The following is an 18,201-nucleotide window of genomic DNA, read 5'->3' as shown; positions in this document are numbered from 1 at the left end:
TGCCGTTCTTTTCATCAGACAGATGCTTAGCACTCTATAAAAAACAACAAATTAGATACTGGTCTGATTTGTTGTTTTTTTGCCTGCTCCTACAATCGCTCCCCCACTGGCACAGCTAAAGTGTCAGCAAAGAACGATCAGGATAAAAATAACTATGTACAAGAAGCGTCTGTTTACAAAAACCCTGATGGCGACCGCCGTCATGCTGGCCTCGCAGCAGTCACTGGCAGCAGGATTCCAGCTTAACTCGCAATCTGCCACCGGCCTGGGTCGTGCTTTTGCCGGTGATGCCGTCATTGCTGACAATGCTTCAGTGATGTCGCGTAACGCCGCGGCGATGACCTTGTTTAATGCCCCTGCGATGTCACTGGGTCTGAATGTTATCGACACAGACATTGAAGTGAAAAATGCCCGGTATTCCACACCATATGGATCATCATCGCTGGACGATGCCCAGATTGGCGATCGCTCTTATGTGCCTAACTTGTATTACGTACACCCGGTGAATAACAAACTGGCTCTGGGTGCCGGTATTTATTCAAACTTTGGCACCAAAACCGAATTCAGCAGCAGCTACGCTGCCAACGAGTTTGGCGGCCTGACGGATGTGAAAAGCCTGAACCTGGCGCTGAATGCAGCTTATCGGCTGAATAACCAGTGGAGCGTAGGCGGTGGGTTAGACATCATTTACGGCCAGGGCAAATTGCAGCGTTCAAATCAGACATTAGAAGGACTGGTTCAGCAACAAACCGGTGTAGCCGGCCCACTGCTGGATGTGGATGTTGACGGCACCGCTGTTGGCTTCAATCTGGGTACAGTTTACGAACTCAATGATGCCAACCGCTTCGGCTTGTCGTACCACTACAGTCCCGAGCTGAAAGCCGAAGGTGATATATATGCGCAGACAGCCGGTGGCAAGCTGAATGGCCAGAGCTTACTGATGCCGTTGCCAGACATGGTTGAGTTTTCCGGTTTCCACCAGTTAAACAGTCAGTTCGCCGTTCACTACAGTGTTCAGTGGATTGAGTGGAGCAGCTTTGATGCGCTGAAAACCAACAAAGGGGTGACACTGAATGATTACCAGTGGCAGGATGGCTGGCACTATGCGATTGGTGGTACTTACACAGTGAACTCTGACTGGACCCTGCGTGCTGGTTATATGTATGACACCAGTGCTCAGGACAAGAAAACCTCCATTTCTGTCCCTGATTCAGACCGCCAGTGGTTTTCCGGCGGTTTCAGCTACAACCTGAACAGCAAGTCGACGCTGGACGTCGGCCTGACCTACCTGATGGGTGAAGATATCGCTGCAACCGAACAAACCACAGCTACCTCAATCAATGCGACAACCCGTGCTGATGCACTGCTGTACGGTGTGCAGTACAGCCGATCTTTCTAACTAAGAAAGTAAGATATAGCCAGAAAAAACTAAGCCGCTCGTCAGAGCGGCTTTTCTTTATAGGTTTTCTGAATTCCCGCCCTTCAGGTGGGTGTCAGAATTTACTGGCAGTTGGCTGCGCCCAGATCTTCCCAAACGCCCCATTCGCCTGTCGTCCCTGGCTCTTCACCTGTGGTCCACCATTTCGCTTTCCAGGATTTGCCTGAATGCGTCACGATATCACCGGCGTTATACACACTGCCGCTTGCCCAGGCATCGGTACAACCTGTTGAGCCATCGTCCTTCAGTACATTCACAGTAACAGACTCTGTCACTGAGTCGGTACCATCTGATACTGCAACGGTAAAGCTCAGCGGCGTATCGACTGTGTAGCTGTCAGCAACAAAACTCACTGTCGCCCCCTCTACTGTTGCGTTCACACCGGCAGGGACTGTCCAGGTAAAGGTCAGTGTATCGCCGTCGGCATCCGTGGATTGCGACGCATCCAGCACCACAGTATCACCGGCACTGGCCGTCGCCGGACCAGACACTGCCACCACAGGTGCCGTATTTGAGCCCGGGGCTTTGGCTGTCACTGTCACACTGTCCGTGGCGGTATCACCGGCATTGTCAGTGACTGTCAGCGTGAACACATACTGGGTATCTGCCGTTACTTCAGGAACCGCTACTGTTGCTGTTGCGGTATCAGATCCGGTCAGAGTCAGTGCCGGACCACTGGTTTGCGTCCACTGATAGCTGACGATCTGACCATCACGATCGCTGGATGCAGAGCCGTCCAGCGTCACAGACGCTGCGCCAGTGACCACTTGATCAACACCCGCTTTTGCTACCGGGGCGTAGTTGCCACCGCCGCCAGCCAGTGAATCCTGCATTGCATTGAGGATATCACCGTTATCCGCATCGATTTCCCATGCAAACAAACCAGCCAGCCCCAGGTTACGGACATACTGACCTTTGGCCAGCACTGAACGACGGTCGTCATAAGTGATCAGGTTACCGTTACTTGGATCGTATGCCCAGGGAGCTTCGGCCTGCTCATCATAGCCCTTAATCACAGCTGCATTATTAAGATAATCAGTCGCCACATCTTTATAGTCAATCACCCCGGCTTCCCACGAACCAGGTACCATACCGTTTCCGGTCCCTGTCATTGGGTTAGCAGGATCTGTCATACTGGCTTCGGTGACACCCGTCCAGCCACGTGCGTACATGGCTGTACCCAGTACCAGTTTGTTTGCAGGTACACCCTGTGCCAGCAGGCGGTCAATACCGTGCGAGGCTGTGTAAGCCGGACCTTGACGAGGCTCGCCGTTTTCATCAAGACCTGTGCCACTACAGACATCAGCAGACATGTGGCTGCCGCAGAACAGTGCTGTCTGGTGGCCAGGCTCGTTATTCCAGCCGCCGAAGAAGTCATACGTCATGGCGAAAATGTAGTCCATATACTGAACCGCATCGGCATAGTTCACGACATCTATCTTGTCATAACCCGCACCGATGGCAGATGTCAGCTCATACTCGCGGCCAGTTTCAGCTTCCAGCTCATCCAGCATTGCACGTAATTCGCGCATCAGAGCCACATACGCCGGGCCATCATTGACCGGATCGCCCAGGTTCGTATTCGCGCCTTTACCGCCCGGGAATTCCCAGTCGATATCGACACCGTCGAAGAATTTCCATGTTTTGAGGAACTTCTTCACACTGGCAACGAAGATGTCACGCTTGGCTTTATCGGTGAAAGAATAGAAGGGGTCAGACAGTGTCCAGCCGCCGACAGAAGGGACAATTTTCAGATCAGGGTAACGCTGTTTCAACGCCATCATCTGGCCATAAGTGCCTTTATACGGTGTGCTGTGGGTATGGCCCGATTGGGGTTGCGGCATCTGAACCGCCGCCCAAGGGTCATGGATCACCACTTCATAATCCGGGGTGCCCTGACAGGCACGATTTAAGGCTGCCAGGCTGTTGCCATTTTCAATCTCACCCAAAGATTCATTGGGTCCGCAAATAGGAATGAAGCCGTACAAAATGTGGGTCAGGTTTTGCGCCGGGATATTATCCACCGAGAACTTACGCCCGTACACGCCCCACTCAACAAAGTAGGCACCCACTACTGTATCTGCCGGCGTTGTGTAATTGCCATTATTGGCATCGACGTTCATAGGTAGTGGATCTAAATGGCTGCCATCGGTATCGGCAACAACAATGTCCGTTGCCGCACTGCTGGTACATTCTTGCGCCGCGCCAGTGCCGCTACAAAGCTCCACTGTCATGGCGTACTGTCCACCCTGAGCCACAGACAGGGTTGTTGAACCGGCTCCGCTGGATGCCGGAGCAATACTCTGCTCAAACACCACATCCCCGTTCAGTTTCACTCTCCACAGATCAGCGGTTTCACCAGAATAACGCTGCCAGGCCACAGGGACTTCTGCAGCAGGCTTAACCGTAATCAAGCTTTTGTAGGCTGAGGCCGCCTGATCAACTTCTACGATAGCGTAATCGGTTTCCATCCAGGCAATTTGCGGAGTGCCTGGTGCTGCCATCGCTCCCCACGACATAGTCATCACGGCTATACCTGCCGCGATAGGATTCAACTTATTGAAAAACATTACTTCGTTCCTTGAGTTAAAAAGTAAGTAATAAAACATGGATATGAAACCATGCTTATTAATCAATAGTTCAGTTTCTTTTTGTCGCAAAGAAAGAAAGTGGGATTTTTAATTTTGATACTGGGCTTTGTGATCTTATGCCAAGTGGGATGAAAATTTTCGTAATGAAACGGCATGAAGTGATAATTAATGCAAATATTCCACTAGCCTGAAATACATTAGTTCAATGCTGCAAATAAGAGTCACGCATTGATGGCCTGACTCTGGCTGACTGAACAGAAAATCAACCAAAGTGTTAACTTTGTCAGAAATGTTTTTATTCACAAAAAATTAACAGCAAAAGTTCTCATGCTGTAAAGATAAAAAAACCAGAACATTTGAGCTCTGGCTTTTGTTTCTCGCAGCAAACAATGGCTATTCGCTGTCTATTTCATCAAGAAAATCATCAAGATATTCTTCATTTTCCGGCTGTGCGGGTTCGGATTCCCTACCGCCTGCTCTGAAGTTCTTATATTGGATATAGGCATCGCGGGTGAAAGCATACGGATCCGGTGAGTTGTTCAGCATGGGTTCCTGCGCCACCAGTTTGGCCCTGTCTTCCATCCCTTCCACAGCCCACTTGCCTACGCTTTGCCAAAAAGTCAGCAGGCTCAGCGGCAAGTACAGCGCATCCACGCGATCCCCGACACCTTCACGTAAAGTCAAAGGGCCATAAGCAGGTATCATGAAATATGGGCCGTTGCCGACACCGTAATAACCAAGGGTATCAGGAAATGCCTGCTCTCCCGGTGGCGGAATATCGGCTGCTGTCGCGATGTCAATCAATCCGCCCAGACCAAAAATACTGTTAATCCAGAAACGGGTAAAATGATCCACCGCCTTTTCCGGGTTCTGCATCAGGAAACTGTTCAGCATGTTTGCCGGTTCTTCAAGGTTTGACAGGAAGTTTCTTAAACCGGTTCGCACCGGCGACGGCACATAATCGACATAGGCCAGCGACACAGGACGGACCAAATAGGGGTCAAGATAATCGTAGTTTACTGTCCACATGGCACGGTTAAACCCTTCAAAAGGGTCATAAACGGCACTTTCCGGCTCACTCAGGGCTTCCAGCTCTTCGGCATCCAGACCGGCAGCTTCAAGCTCCTCATCATCCAGGCCGTATTCGTTCCCGGCCAGTGTGTCCGGTGACGGATCTGGCGGCGAGCTGGCACATCCCATAAGGAATAATGTAACAAGTAGGGGTATGAACAGTTTTTGTTTCAATGTGTTAGCCACTTAATTAAATGCAAACAGACTGGGTAATGATATCCAGTCTGTTTCTTAACTGCCAGTATGTTTTAATACTGAGTATTAATGGTGATTGTCGCTTCTCCGCCTAACGGCACAATACCACTTTCACCAAACCAGTCGCCTTCTTTTGTCGCCACGTTACCGTCACTGTCGATTCGGGCCCTGACTATCAGCTCAGACTGTTTGGACATCAGCCGATCAGGGATCATGCTGTCTTGATCGGTTAAGGTGAGCGTCAGCGGAAAACGCGACAAGGGAATACGTCTGGCTGCCAGCGGCATGGGCGCACCATCTGCGGTATGGACAGACACCACCACCATCCCCTGCGCCGGTAGCGTCACCGAGGCACCAAGCTCAACCGTCACTCTGACACCCGGGCTGGGATTAACAGCCTGCGACATCTCCGTCTTTGCCTGGGCAATACTGCGCTCAAGCATATTGATGCGGTTATCACCTGCGCTGAGCTGCGATTTCATCTGCTCCCAGTATGTGATGGCAGCCTGATAATCAGCCTGTTCAAACGCATCAAATGCCATTAAAGATAACGCCTGCAGGTTGTCAGGATCGCGTTCCAGCAAGTGCGTCAGCATATTACGGGCAAGCTGAACCTGGCCTGGCTGTCCCCCCATCATCAGGGTCTGGGCATAACTCAGTTGCAGACTCGGATCATTCGGCGCCAGGTCCAGAGCACGCTTCATGGCCCCCTGGGCCGTTTCAACATCGCGGTTTGCCATGCCGATTCGTCCCAGCAACAACCAGCCGGTGGCATCATCCGGACGCTCATGCAACCGGGTACGGAGGCCTAAGGTCAGTTCTGCCATCTCCTGATCTGTCAGCGGAGCAGCATTGTCTCCCATCAGACGCTGAGTCAGCTGAGGCAGCTTTGACACCGTCTGCTGCCAGTCAGCCACTTTCGGCTGGTTACCCACCAACGCATAAAGACCGTACGCCACCCCGACAATCACCAGGATACCGGGAATTAATAACCAGGATTTAAACTGACTGTTCTGCTGCGCCTGTGTCTCCAGTACGTCATCCAATAACGACTGCTGCAGTTCAACTTCCAGTTCATCCGGATTCGACACCAGCCCTTCACTGCTCTCTTCTTTCAGTTCACCCAAGCGGTCACGAAAGAAAGCTTTGTTCAGTTCATCCCGGCTGGCAACCTGATCCTGATTACTTCCCACAAAGGCAGGGACAATGAAAAAAGCCAGCGCAATCAACACCAGGATCAGGGTGGAAATCCAAAATAACGTCATTTTTTCACCTTGCTTTCACCTGCCGAACCACTGGCAGCGTGCGGAGTTTCTGCCTCTTTTTCAATATCATTTAGCAATGCATGAAGACGGGCGGATTCTTTTTCATCCATTGGCTGAGACGAAGCCACCACTCCCTTCCTGGAACGATAGACCAGCACACTGGCGCCAATGAGCAGGAAACACAAAGGGCCCAGCCACAAAATCAGGGTAGATGGCATAAGCGGCGGATCATAAGTCACAAAGTTTCCGTAACGGGCAATCATATAATCTATGACTTCCTGCTTGGATTTTCCCTCACTCAGCATCTCATACGCCTTCTGACGCATGTCTTTGGCCAGTTCCGCATTGGAGTCAGCAATATTGTTATTCTGACATTTCGGGCAGCGCAGCGTGGCAGTCAGTTCCTGGAACGCAGCTTCCTGTTCAGGCGTCGAAAATTCGTAAACATCAATCGCCGCCTGAGCCGGCACACTGGCGGTAAACCAGCTTCCGATCAGCAGCGTACATACCGCTATCGCGTGTTTCATCCTTTCGCTTCCTCTTGCAGACGCTCATAAATCGGCTTGAGGGTGTCTTGCCAGTTTTGCGGATTGACATCGCCGACATGACGATAACGGATCACGCCACTGGCATCGATCAGAAAGGTTTCTGGGGCGCCGTACACGCCTAAATCCATACCCAGCATGCCATTACCGTCAAACAGACTGTGCATATAAGGATTACCGAGATCTTTCAGCCAGCGGTTGGCTTTATCGCGCTCGTCTTTGTAATTCAGGCCAATAATTTTGACCCCCTGGCTGGCCAGCTCATTGAGGTAGCGGTGCTCTGCGTAACAGGTCGGGCACCAGGTTGCCCAGACATTCAGCAGCAGAGGCTCACCAAGGAAAATATCCTGCTGATACAATTTGCTCGCATCTTCCAAATCTTCAAGGCGAAAGGCCGGGACGGGCTTACCGACCAGGACGGACTCCAGTTTGGTCGGATCGTCGCCGTCAGCATTGCGGGTCAGCTGCACCATAAAGACAGCCACCAGGCCCAGAAACAGGACTAAAGGAATAAAAAGCAGTTTCTTGTTCATCCATTCACCTCTGCGTGCGGGGTACTGACAACCGCTTCATCTTTCACTTCTTTTTTAAAGCGACGACGAAAACGGTAACGCTTGTCACTGATGGCCATTGCGCCACCCAGTGCCATCAGAAGCGCGCCCAGCCATAACCAGTTCACAAACGGCTTATAGTAAATACGGACTGCCCAGGCGCTGTCATCCAGCTGCTCGCCAAGTGCCACATAAAGATCACGGGTGACGCCGCTATCGATCGCCGCTTCGGTCATCATTGAGCCGGATACCGTATAAAAGCGTTTCTCGGCATGCAGTTCAGCGATGTGTTTTCCGTTACGGGACACCACAAAGTCGCCAATAAAGCCGTCATAGTTCGGCCCTTCAACATTACGCAATCCGGACAATTTAAAATCAAAGCCTTCAACGTTCACTGACTGGCCTGGCGCCAGACGAACGTCACGCTCCAGGTCATAATTAGAAACCAGCGTAATACCGATTAAGGTCACGGCCAGACCAATATGGCCCAGCACCATGGCCCAGTGACTGCGGCCAAGCTTACCGAGTCCGACCATCAGGCTATGGCGATGCGTGGCACGTTCATACACCTCATATCCCTGCAGAATAATGATCCAGAATGCCATCACCATACCCAGTACAGCCAGCGGCTGCAGCGGATCAGGACGCAGCCAGAGCACAAACACGGCCAATGGCAGGGTGATCACAGCGGTAATCAGTAAAGGCCGGCGGATCGTCGAGAAATTCTCACGCTTCCAGCGCACCAGGGGCCCAATCCCCAGGAAAAAAGCAAACGGAATCATCAGCCAGGTAAACAGGGTATTAAAGAAAGGTACACCAATAGATACCGAGCCCAGACCAAGCTGCTTATGAACCAGGGGTAGCAAGGTGCCGATCAACACCACCAGCAAGGCGGTGATCAGCAGCAGGTTGTTTGCCAGCAGGAAGTTCTCCCGTGAAAACAGGCTGAAACTGCCATGAGAGCGGATCTGTGCCCCGCGCAAGGCATACAGCAGGAGCGAACCGCCGATCACCACCACCAGGAAACCCAGAATGAACATGCCCCGCGCCGGATCAGAGGCAAAGGCATGCACAGACACCAGCACACCGGAACGCACCAGGAAAGTACCGAGCAAGCTCAGTGAGAAGGCCGATATGGCCAGCAGCACTGTCCAGGCTTTAAAGGTGCCGCGCTTCTCCGTCACTGCCAGCGAGTGCATCAACGCCGTACCGGCCAGCCAGGGCATGAAAGAGGCATTTTCGACCGGATCCCAGAACCACCAGCCGCCCCAGCCCAGCTCGTAATATGCCCACCAGGAGCCCAGTGCAATACCCACAGTCAGAAACGACCAGGCCGCAATTGTCCAGGGACGTGACCAGCGTGCCCAGGCCGTATCCAGCCGGCCTGTCATCAAAGAGGCAATAGCAAAGGCGAAGGCCACCGAGAAACCGACATAGCCCATGTACAGCATAGGCGGATGAATGATTAAACCGGGATCCTGCAGCAAGGGGTTCAGATCGCGACCATCAACAGGAAAATAAGGCAGCGTACGCTCAAACGGGTTGGAGGTGATGATGATAAACAGCAGGAAACCAACGGAGATCATCCCCATCACAGCCAGTACCCTTGCCACTGACTCCTGTGGCATGCCACGGCTGAACATGGCAACGGCGGCCGCCCAGGTGGCCTGAATCAAGACCCAAAGCAGCAATGAGCCTTCATGTGCGCCCCAGACTGCCGTCAGCCGGTAGTACCAGGGCAGGTTGCTGTTGGAATTACTGGCAACATAGGTCACAGTGAAATCATTGATGTAAAAAGCCCACGACAGCAATGCAAAAGACAGCAACAGCATCGCAAAGACGCCAAAGGTCAAAGGCCGGGCCAAACGCATCAGCACCGGGTTGTCTTTATAAGCGCCATACAGGGGATAAACACTCACCAGAAGCGATAACCCCAGTGCCAGGATAAGGCTGAACTGGCCTAATTCTGCAATCATTGCACGCTACCTTGCATTTGTTGATCGGTATATTTCAGAGGCTTATGATTTTTCTGCATCGCCTCAGCCACTTCAGGCGGCATATATTCTTCGTCATGCTTAGCCAGCACTTCATGCGCTTCCACTGTTTGGGCATCCACCAGCACCCCCTGAGCGACTATGCCCTGCCCTTCACGGAACAGATCCGGCAAAATACCGTCATAAGTTACCGTCACGGCCGGGCCGACATCAGCCACTTTGAAGCTGACCTGCAGCGAGTGGGGATCACGGCTGACAGAACCTTTGACTACCATGCCGCCAATGCGTAAACGCTGGCCCACTTCGGGTTTGGTGCCATCAGGTTTGCCCTCTACCAGCTCCGTCGGGGTATAGAAGAGATCCATATTCTGGCTCATGGCATACAAAGTCAGACCAACCGTCACACCAAGACCGGCCAGCAAGGCAATGATCACGGTGAGGCGTTTTTTGCGTCTTGGGTTCATAAGGTATTCTCCAGATTCTCGGCAGCTTTAATGCGTTGCTCGCGGGCAATTTTATTTTTAATGTCAGCGGCCAGACGACGACTCTTACGGATACTGGACCACAGAAGAATCAGCAAAGATAAGGCAGATATCCCATAGGCCGCCCAGACATAACTGGCGTAGCCGCCCATGGCAAGGAAATCGCTGAATGAATCGAAATGCATATTCACCTCACTGCATCAACTGACGAACCCAGGGACGGTGGCTTTCCCTGGTCAGAATTTCATTGCGCAGCCGGATCAGGGTCAGCGCACCAAAAAAGCAGGCAAAACCCAAAATATTCAGCAGTAATGGCCACAGCATTCGGCTGTCGATCGACGGTTTGGCAAATTTGGTAATAGTGGCGCCCTGATGCAGGGTATTCCACCACTCAACGGAATAATGGATGATAGGAAGATTGATCACGCCCACTATCGCCAGAATACCGGCTGCCTTGGCCGCCGTTTTCTGATCGTCAAAAGCGTTATACAGCGCAATTACGCCCAGATAGAGGAAAAGCAAAATCAGTTCAGATGTCAGACGTGCATCCCACACCCACCAGGCGCCCCACATAGGTTTGCCCCAGACAGCGCCGGTCAGTAATGCAATAAAGGTGAACACGGCGCCAATCGGTGCCATGGCTGCAGCTGCCATGTCTGACAAGCGCACCTGCCAGACTAAGCCGATAAAGGCCGCCACCGCCATCCAGAGATAGACCCCCATAGACCAGATAGCCGCCGGTACATGCAGGTAAATAATGCGGAAACTGTCGCCCTGCTGATAATCGGTTGGCGCAAAAGCCAGCCCCCAGACAGTGCCTGTCAGCAGGCTGATCACAGACAGTGCTGCAAACCAGGGCAGCAGGGTTCCGCACAGGCGGTAGCAGTTTTCTGCTTTAGCGTAGGGATGTAACCACTTCCACATAGTTTTTTACTCTATGATTAATAATAATATTTGTTTTATTCACGCTTCAGTTAACACTGATACGCAGTGATGCTGATATTGCAAAGGGAGCCAGTGTGGCAGATCCGGCTAACATTGCTCCCATCAAAGCTAATTGCCCCTGGTAACTCATCCCCAGTGACGCCGCCTCTATCGCCGACGTTGCAAAGATTAGCACGGGAATAAACAGCGGTAAGATGAGCAAGCTCAATAATACCCCACCTTTACGCAATCCCACTGTCAGTGCAACCCCAATCGCACCTAAAAAGCTCAGTGTTGGCGTGCCAAGCAGCAAGGTTAATACCACCGCAGTCCAGGTTGACCAGTCGAGTGACAATAAAATTGCCAATAAAGGGCTGATTATTATCAGAGGCAAGCCCGTCAGCAACCAGTGAGCCACCACTTTTGCCAGTGCCAATACCGGTAACGGGGTTGGCATCAGCATCATTTGTTCCAGCGAGCCGTCAACAAAATCGTCCCGGAACAGACGCTCCAGTGACAGTAAAGCCGCAAGCAAAGCAGCCACCCAGATAATACCGGGCGCGATACGCGCCAGCAGATTGGGTTCCGGCCCGATTCCCAACGGAAACAGGGTGATGACAATAATAAAGAACCACAATGGGTTGAACACATCGGCCTGACGACGAAACGCAATTAACAATTCCCGCCGGATAACCTGATACATAGAATGCAACATCACAGCGCCTGCCCCAGTGTCACCTTGCGCAGTCTGTTCTGCGCAGAAAACATATCCTGATGAGTTGTCAGCAGCACAATCCCGCCGCGTTCGGCATGGGAGACAAAAAGCTGCTCAAGGACTTTTACTCCCAGCTTATCAATAGCTGTCAACGGCTCGTCCAAAATCCACAGCGGATGGTTACTCAGCCATAAACGGGCCAAAGCCACCCGACGCTGCTGGCCGGCAGACAATTGTCCGGCGGGCACATCTTCGCGTCCGGCCAACCCCACATGGGCCAGAGCCTGCCAGATAGCATCATCACCATGCACTCTGGCCTGGCCACTGAGTCTCTCGCTGTTATCCAGCGTATGCATGGCCTGAAAAAAAGCCAGATTTTCTGAAGCGGTTAATTCGCGCTTGACCCCAGTTTGATGTCCCAAAAACAGCATCTGACTATGATACTCTTCACGCACATGGCCTATCTTGTTATCGTGCCAATAAACATCGCCGGTATCAGGAGAACCGAGCCCCGCGATGATACGCAATAAGGTCGTCTTACCGGCCCCGTTGCGGCCTTCAATCTGAACCAGTTCGCCAGAAGCCACATGAAATTGGAGGTCATCGAACAATACGCGCTCGTCACGGGTACAGCTCAATCCTTTGACTGATAACATAGGGATGAGACATCCTGAATGACACAAATAATCCTCGGATAATATCACAGCGACTGAGATCTTTGTTAGTTTCAGGCTGTTATAGATCCGGCAGCAAGGTAAGTAAATGTGACCTCTATATCTCAATCCTCTGCTTATCCGTCAGCAGCGACCAGTACCTCTAAGACAACTGCGCCGCAGCAGACCGCTTCGGTCGGCCATGCCAATCAGGCTCAGCTAGGATCGACTGTATTCCAATCCGGCCAGCAAATCAGCCAACTTTCACACTTGCTAACACAACTTCATGTGTTGCAACGATTATTTGCCAATTTACCTCCTGCGGTGAGCAGCCAGGGTTCACCGATCGCACCATGGCTGTCTCAGCTGGTGCTGCCGCGCACGCCGGCCGATATCGCACCCTGGTTACAGCAAGGGGCCGGCAAAGACAGCCTGAAAGCACTGGTGACCCAGCTGACGCAGCCCGACAGTCCGCTGGCTAAGCTACTCGCCAGCCTGCCGGCTGATTCGCAAGCCGAACTCAAAGCGCTGATCCGCCTGGCCGCCGAGCAGCGTATTGCCGGCGCGCCAGCCGGACGCGACGAGAACACGCCTTTTATACTGCACTTACCGCAGAATAACGGCCGCGAAATCCGTCTCAGTGTGTATTCCAACGCATCGCAACAAGCATCGAAACGCCAGTCACCCGGCCGGGCCTGGACCGTCAAACTGGGGCTGCCTGTCGGTGAGTCGCACACATTAGAAGCCACTGCCGTCTGGCAAGACAGCCAGCTCAATCTGGCTTTCAGTTGTGAACAGCCAGACATACTGACATTAACTGAACAGTTAACACCTCAGCTGTTGCGTCGCCTGAAACAACTGGAGATTAACTGTGAGTCCGTGAGTTTTCATCAGGCGCAAGCCAATGAAGATGCAGCGCCGGACATCAACCCGCAATGCGGCATCAGGATCAGCGTATGACAACAGAACAAAACCGGGCTATCGCGTTGAGCTACGATGGCTATAACACCCCGTATGTATCAGCGAAAGGCTATGACGACTGGGCAAGAGAGATCATTGAGCAGGTCAAAGCCCAGGGAGGATTGATACACCAGGATCCGGCACTGGCTGAGTACCTCAACAACCTGGAGGCCGGGGATCACATCCCGCCCGCCCTGTTTGTGATCATTGCCGAACTGATTGCTTTTTCCTGGGTCTTAAACGGAAAAACCCCTCCCGGATGGGAAGGGCCTGTGTCTGTAAATGAAACCGTCTGACGCCATTGCGTGCAGTGAAAGCAGCCGGGCCTGGTACTGAAGCTATGTACTAAGGCTGTGTACTAAAGCCATACACTGAAGCTGCGAATGGCTGAAACCGTCAATAGCTGAAGCCGCGAATAACAGCGGCAAGGTGTCACTATCGACAAACAGCAGCCAGCAACAAAGTGCTATCGCCGGCCTTTATGCATGCGCTGCTGTAACCGCAACAGCAGTTCAGCTTCCGCTTTCGGCAAATCACACTCTTCCATCAGCTCATTGACGTCAGCACCCAGCTCGACCATTTTACTGGCGCGGCTGTACAGGCGGCCATCGGGATCCTGCATGGCCATTTCACCCTGACGCTCAGACAATTCTTCCTGCTGGCGGGTTAATATGGCCATTTTATTACTCATTGCCATCGTACCCGCACGCAACTCATGAAACTGTTTGGTTAAGCTTTCCTGCTGCTGTCTGGCGGTTTTTAACAGCAACTCTGCTGCTGCAAACTTGGTTTCCAGATCCTGACGTGCTTTTCGCTCACGCCGGACCAGCACAACCGCTATCACTACTGCCAGCAAAGCAACAACCAAAGGCAGCCATTCAAGCAAGATAGCAGGCATCAGAGATACGCCATCTCTTCCCATTCTTCATCAGACAGGAGCTTGTTCAGATCAACCAGGATCAGCAGTTGATTATCACGGTTACTGACGCCTTGAATAAACTTGGCGCTTTCATCAGTGCCCACACTTGGCGTACTGTCGATTTCAGAGCTGCGCAGATAAACCACTTCTGCCACACTGTCGACCATAATACCGATAACCTGCTTTTCAGCTTCAATGATTACGATACGGGTATTATCTGAAATCTCACCTGACATCAGGCCAAACCGTGCACGGGTATCAATCACAGTGACCACATTGCCACGCAGGTTGATAATTCCCAGTACGTAATCCGGCGCACCCGGCACCGGGGCGATTTCAGTATAACGCAGCACTTCACGAACCTGCATTACATTGATACCGTAGGTTTCCTCTTCCAGCTGGAAGGTCACCCACTGTAATACCTGGTCGTTACTGTCTTCTTTTTGAATCTCGGCAACACTTACCTGCGACATGCTGTATCCTCTCCGGCCATCGTCACAAAACGCTCTTCACATCCAAACCCGCTTTCAGCATGGAAATGAGTTCATTGACATGAATTAAAGCACACATTTTCTCTTTAACCATACCCGCCAGCCAAGGCCGTTTACCTGCCTTTTCCCGCCAGCGAACACTTTGTTTTGTCAGGGTTTCTGTTCCGTGAAGTTGATCACATGCCAGTCCCCACTTACTTTCTCCCAACATGACCACATAGCGGTAGTTTTCCTGATGGTCATCATTGTGAATAGATTCAGGCATCACCCATCTGGCGGTATCCACCACATCCAGCTTCCGGTTCTGTACCGGCTGCAAGCCAAGATACCAGTCCGGGCGGCCAATAAGGTGATTCATCTCACCCAGTTGGTGAATCCCTCCCAGCTCTGTCAGCGGCACCGCAAAAGTCACCCCGTTAACAGCAAAGAACAGCGCCTGAAACTCTGTTTGCTCACTGGCGTCAGGTAACGTCCAGGAAGGCGGTGGCGGCTCCGCTGTCAGTTCGGGCTCAGGTGCAGCTTCGGCCACAGTTTCCTGCACACTCTCTTCTTTATCAAGAATGTCTGGAACAGGCTCCGTTGCAACTATTTCACTCTGAGGCTGAGAGCTTGTTTCCAATTCAGCCGCCGGTGCCGGCTTTTCAGCAACAGCCGGAGCCTCAGCAACCTTAGGCAGCACCTGCATCAGCTGAACACTCTTTTGCGGCTCTGCATAGGGAGCCGACTCATCAGCTGACACCTGTGCAGTCACTGCCAGCGATTGTTTCAGCGGTTCTGGTGCAGCGTCCTGATGCTGAGTCTGTACGCTGTCGTCCTCAAACCAGCCCGGATCGTCTAAAACGGTTGGCTTAACATCTTCTTGTTGTTGCTTTTCCAGTTCAGCCAATTGCTGTTGCTCGGCAATCCAGGCTTCGCTTTCAACAATGACTTCCTCTTGCATTTCTGACATCTGATCCAGAAGACGCTGCAACTGGTCAAGATCCGTTCTTGTCCGCGGAGGAGTAAACCTGACTTCAGGTACACTCAGCTCCGGCTCTGCGGAAAGTGGAGCCGGCGCAGCCGCGTTTGGCAATTGGGTTGCCATTGCCCGCAGTGACGGCGGTTCGCCCCCTTCAGCAAACGAGTTCGCAGACGCGTTATTCCGCCCGGGTTGATCCAGACTATTAAAATCAAAGGGCTGATGAGTCTGGGTTTTCTCCGAAAGGGCTTTCTCCGCCAGACTTATCGCATCATCAGACTCACTGTCACTTTGCCGCTCTTCCGCGGCATCAACAGCACAATCAGACAACAACGCCTGGCCGTCATGTTCCTCAGCAAACGACGGCAAGTCATCCTGCGGGCCGACAGTGTCCGCGCTATCCTCTTCGGGCAGCAAAGAATCATCCAGCAGTCCGAAAAAGTAATCATCTAATGCCTGTTCACTGGACAGCTTTGCGTTATCGCTCATCTTGACCCAGCCGCTCCAGATAATTCAGTAAAGTTTTATACGCAAACACACCGCGAGAGCCACGTGCGTACAGGGATGGCGGCATATGCTTGATACTGGCATCACGAAATTTGGTATCAATGGGCACAGCAGAAGCCCAGACCTGATTGGCATAACGCGACTTCAGTTCCTGCAGGGTTTCCAGCGAGGCCCTGGTCCGTTTGTCATACATGGTTGGCACAATAGTGACTTTGAATTCATCCGGCCTGGATTTTTGCATGATTTGCAAAGTACGCATCATGCGCTCCAGACCTTTCATCGCCAGAAATTCCGTTTGCACCGGAATCAAAATGCGCTCACTGGCAGCAAGCGCATTGACCATCATGACCCCCAGGATCGGGGGGCAGTCAATCAGCACATAATCGTATTCTTCTTCCAGGCATTTCAGTGCCTTTTTCAGAATCAGTCCCATGCCGCTGCGAGTCCCCATGACCCTATCCAGAGTCGCCAGCGACATGTGCGCAGGTATCAGATGGATATTTTTAAACCGTGTTTCCAGCACCAGAGGTTTGACTGTGTCACGGTCGATCGTCGACAGCTGGAACAAATCAAACAGGCTGGATTCCAGGCGATCAGAATCAAAATTTAAGTATGTCGTCAGTGATGAATGCGGGTCAGTATCCACCAATAATACGCGCTTGTTTCGTTCACTTAACAGGCCCGCCAGACTGACAGTAGTCGTGGTTTTTCCCACGCCACCTTTCTGGTTGGCAATGCTCCAGACTACCACGACATCTCCTTAAGCTAAGCCAACCTCAATCAGAATACGCTCAGCGATGCGATCCAAAGGAAGATCTTCGGTCGATATCCCCGCCTTGGCAACCGCCTGTGGCATACCGTATACCACACAACTGTCTTCATCCTGGGCCCAGACAGTTGCACCGGCAGACTTCAGCATACGCGATCCGTCACGTCCGTCTGCCCCCATTCCGGTCAGGATCATCGACAGCACCTTGTCATGATACACCTTGGCTGCAGAGCCAAAAGTGACATCGACACAAGGCTTGTAGTTCATGCGATCGCCACCATCAATAATACGCAAACGCACATTGCCCGGGCGGCCTTCCAGCATCATTTGCTTACCGCCAGGTGCCAGATAGGCGGTACCTGGACGCAATACATCGCCATCTTCGGCCTCTTTCACGCCGATTTTACAAAGGTTATTCAAACGCGCCGCAAAGGCCGCGGTGAATGTTGCAGGCATATGCTGCACCAAAACAATCGGGTACGGAAATGAGCCAGGCAACTGAGTCAGAATTTTTTGCAACGCCACAGGACCGCCGGTCGATGTACCTATCGCCATCAGCTGATACTGTTTACCTGTCGCTTTAAACCGCGCGGTCGGACGAACCTGTGCCGGTGCTGAGCGTGTCAGCGTCGTGGCGGCAGCAGAACTGGCTGCCGGACGGTTTGAGGTCAGCGGACGCTCGGCGGGCGATGGCGTGACCGGACTGCTGGTACGCACAGACGCTCGCATAAAGACACGTTTACGGGCCAGCTCAGCGACACGTTTTTGCAGCAGAGAGATTGCTTCGTCTTTATTACGCGCAATATCTTCAAATTTTTTCGGCAGAAAGTCTAACGCGCCCGCATCCAGAGCATCTAATGTTGCCCGCGCGCCCTCATGGGTCAGCGAAGAAAACATCAGGATAGGGGTCGGGTTCGATTTCATGATTTCGCGCACTGCGGTGATACCATCCATCACAGGCATTTCGATATCCATAGTGATGACGTCAGGTTTCAGTGTCCGCGCTTTTTCAACGGCTTCTTTACCGTTAACAGCATCGCCAATCACTTCAAGGCGCGGATCCGCATTAATAATTTCACTCACCCGGCGGCGGAAAAAACTGGAGTCGTCCACCACCAACACTTTTACTGCCATGTTATATCTTTCCGTAAGCAATCAGGCCTGAATGAACAG

The 18,201-nt window shown here is 52.2% G+C and carries 19 protein-coding genes; 3 read left to right on the top strand and 16 right to left on the bottom strand.

Annotation, left to right across the window (positions count from 1 at the left end; translation table 11 throughout):
- The first annotated feature begins 154 nt into the window (after positions 1-154).
- A complete protein-coding gene (locus H511_RS0120245) occupies positions 155-1,399 on the top strand; it encodes an outer membrane protein transport protein (protein WP_027253972.1) in 1,245 nt (414 codons plus the stop codon).
- 101 nt (positions 1,400-1,500) lie between these two features.
- On the opposite strand, the gene H511_RS0120240 is transcribed toward H511_RS0120245, so the two are convergent.
- From H511_RS0120240 to ccmA, 11 genes are all read right to left on the bottom strand, one after another.
- Positions 1,501-4,008 carry a glycosyl hydrolase family 18 protein gene (locus H511_RS0120240; protein WP_027253971.1) on the bottom strand — a complete coding sequence of 836 codons (2,508 nt, stop codon included), beginning with the start codon at positions 4,006-4,008 and terminating at the stop codon, positions 1,501-1,503.
- Between the two features lie 414 nt (positions 4,009-4,422).
- On the bottom strand, positions 4,423-5,229 hold the full coding sequence (locus H511_RS0120235) for an MlaA family lipoprotein (RefSeq protein ID WP_051288334.1): 807 nt from the start codon (positions 5,227-5,229) through the stop codon (positions 4,423-4,425).
- A 119-nt stretch (positions 5,230-5,348) separates the two neighbouring features.
- The gene (ccmI, locus tag H511_RS0120230; protein WP_027253969.1) at positions 5,349-6,560 is read right to left on the bottom strand and encodes a c-type cytochrome biogenesis protein CcmI; all 1,212 of its coding nucleotides are present in this window, start codon (positions 6,558-6,560) and stop codon (positions 5,349-5,351) included.
- Positions 6,557-7,087 carry a cytochrome c-type biogenesis protein gene (locus tag H511_RS23855; RefSeq protein ID WP_051288333.1) on the bottom strand — a complete coding sequence of 177 codons (531 nt, stop codon included), beginning with the start codon at positions 7,085-7,087 and terminating at the stop codon, positions 6,557-6,559. Before H511_RS23855 ends, ccmI begins: the two co-directional genes overlap by 4 nt.
- Entirely contained in the window at positions 7,084-7,638 is a 555-nt protein-coding gene (locus H511_RS0120220) for a DsbE family thiol:disulfide interchange protein (RefSeq protein WP_027253968.1), read from the bottom strand. The genes H511_RS23855 and H511_RS0120220 overlap by 4 nt, the downstream gene beginning before the upstream one ends.
- Complete coding sequence (locus H511_RS0120215) at positions 7,635-9,632, bottom strand: heme lyase CcmF/NrfE family subunit (RefSeq protein WP_027253967.1); 1,998 nt, start codon at positions 9,630-9,632, stop codon at positions 7,635-7,637. The genes H511_RS0120220 and H511_RS0120215 overlap by 4 nt, the downstream gene beginning before the upstream one ends.
- On the bottom strand, positions 9,629-10,114 hold the full coding sequence (gene ccmE / locus H511_RS0120210; RefSeq protein ID WP_027253966.1) for a cytochrome c maturation protein CcmE: 486 nt from the start codon (positions 10,112-10,114) through the stop codon (positions 9,629-9,631). Before ccmE ends, H511_RS0120215 begins: the two co-directional genes overlap by 4 nt.
- Positions 10,111-10,317 carry a heme exporter protein CcmD gene (ccmD, locus tag H511_RS0120205; RefSeq protein WP_027253965.1) on the bottom strand — a complete coding sequence of 69 codons (207 nt, stop codon included), beginning with the start codon at positions 10,315-10,317 and terminating at the stop codon, positions 10,111-10,113. Before ccmD ends, ccmE begins: the two co-directional genes overlap by 4 nt.
- A gap of 7 nt (positions 10,318-10,324) precedes the next feature.
- Positions 10,325-11,056, bottom strand: coding sequence for a heme ABC transporter permease (locus H511_RS0120200; RefSeq protein WP_027253964.1), 732 nt, complete (start codon positions 11,054-11,056; stop codon positions 10,325-10,327).
- A 46-nt stretch (positions 11,057-11,102) separates the two neighbouring features.
- Complete coding sequence (gene ccmB / locus H511_RS0120195) at positions 11,103-11,771, bottom strand: heme exporter protein CcmB (RefSeq protein WP_027253963.1); 669 nt, start codon at positions 11,769-11,771, stop codon at positions 11,103-11,105.
- Positions 11,771-12,427 carry a cytochrome c biogenesis heme-transporting ATPase CcmA gene (ccmA, locus tag H511_RS0120190; RefSeq protein WP_027253962.1) on the bottom strand — a complete coding sequence of 219 codons (657 nt, stop codon included), beginning with the start codon at positions 12,425-12,427 and terminating at the stop codon, positions 11,771-11,773. Before ccmA ends, ccmB begins: the two co-directional genes overlap by 1 nt.
- A gap of 108 nt (positions 12,428-12,535) precedes the next feature.
- On the opposite strand from ccmA, the gene H511_RS0120185 reads away from it, so the two are divergent.
- Complete coding sequence (locus H511_RS0120185; RefSeq protein ID WP_027253961.1) at positions 12,536-13,384, top strand: hypothetical protein; 849 nt, start codon at positions 12,536-12,538, stop codon at positions 13,382-13,384.
- Positions 13,381-13,680: an EscU/YscU/HrcU family type III secretion system export apparatus switch protein gene (locus H511_RS0120180; RefSeq protein ID WP_027253960.1), complete on the top strand. Its 300-nt coding sequence runs from the start codon at positions 13,381-13,383 to the stop codon at positions 13,678-13,680. The genes H511_RS0120185 and H511_RS0120180 overlap by 4 nt, the downstream gene beginning before the upstream one ends.
- A gap of 170 nt (positions 13,681-13,850) precedes the next feature.
- On the opposite strand, the gene H511_RS0120175 is transcribed toward H511_RS0120180, so the two are convergent.
- The 5 genes from H511_RS0120175 to H511_RS0120155 are packed head-to-tail and all read right to left on the bottom strand — an operon-like array spanning position 13,851 to position 18,162.
- Positions 13,851-14,282 (bottom strand): DUF2802 domain-containing protein, encoded by a 432-nt coding sequence (locus tag H511_RS0120175; protein ID WP_027253959.1) that lies wholly within the window; start codon positions 14,280-14,282, stop codon positions 13,851-13,853.
- Entirely contained in the window at positions 14,282-14,776 is a 495-nt protein-coding gene (locus tag H511_RS0120170) for a chemotaxis protein CheW (protein ID WP_027253958.1), read from the bottom strand. The genes H511_RS0120175 and H511_RS0120170 overlap by 1 nt, the downstream gene beginning before the upstream one ends.
- A gap of 22 nt (positions 14,777-14,798) precedes the next feature.
- On the bottom strand, positions 14,799-16,241 hold the full coding sequence (locus tag H511_RS24535; protein WP_248616627.1) for a chemotaxis protein CheW: 1,443 nt from the start codon (positions 16,239-16,241) through the stop codon (positions 14,799-14,801).
- Positions 16,231-17,010: a ParA family protein gene (locus H511_RS0120160; protein WP_027253957.1), complete on the bottom strand. Its 780-nt coding sequence runs from the start codon at positions 17,008-17,010 to the stop codon at positions 16,231-16,233. Before H511_RS0120160 ends, H511_RS24535 begins: the two co-directional genes overlap by 11 nt.
- A 9-nt stretch (positions 17,011-17,019) precedes the next feature.
- Complete coding sequence (locus H511_RS0120155) at positions 17,020-18,162, bottom strand: protein-glutamate methylesterase/protein-glutamine glutaminase (protein ID WP_027253956.1); 1,143 nt, start codon at positions 18,160-18,162, stop codon at positions 17,020-17,022.
- Positions 18,163-18,201 lie beyond the last annotated feature (39 nt).

The organism is Photobacterium halotolerans DSM 18316 (genome assembly GCF_000425165.1).
Classification (GTDB): domain Bacteria; phylum Pseudomonadota; class Gammaproteobacteria; order Enterobacterales; family Vibrionaceae; genus Photobacterium; species Photobacterium halotolerans.
Note: the sequence above shows the minus strand (reverse complement) of the source record. Positions and strands in the feature narration are given on the sequence as shown.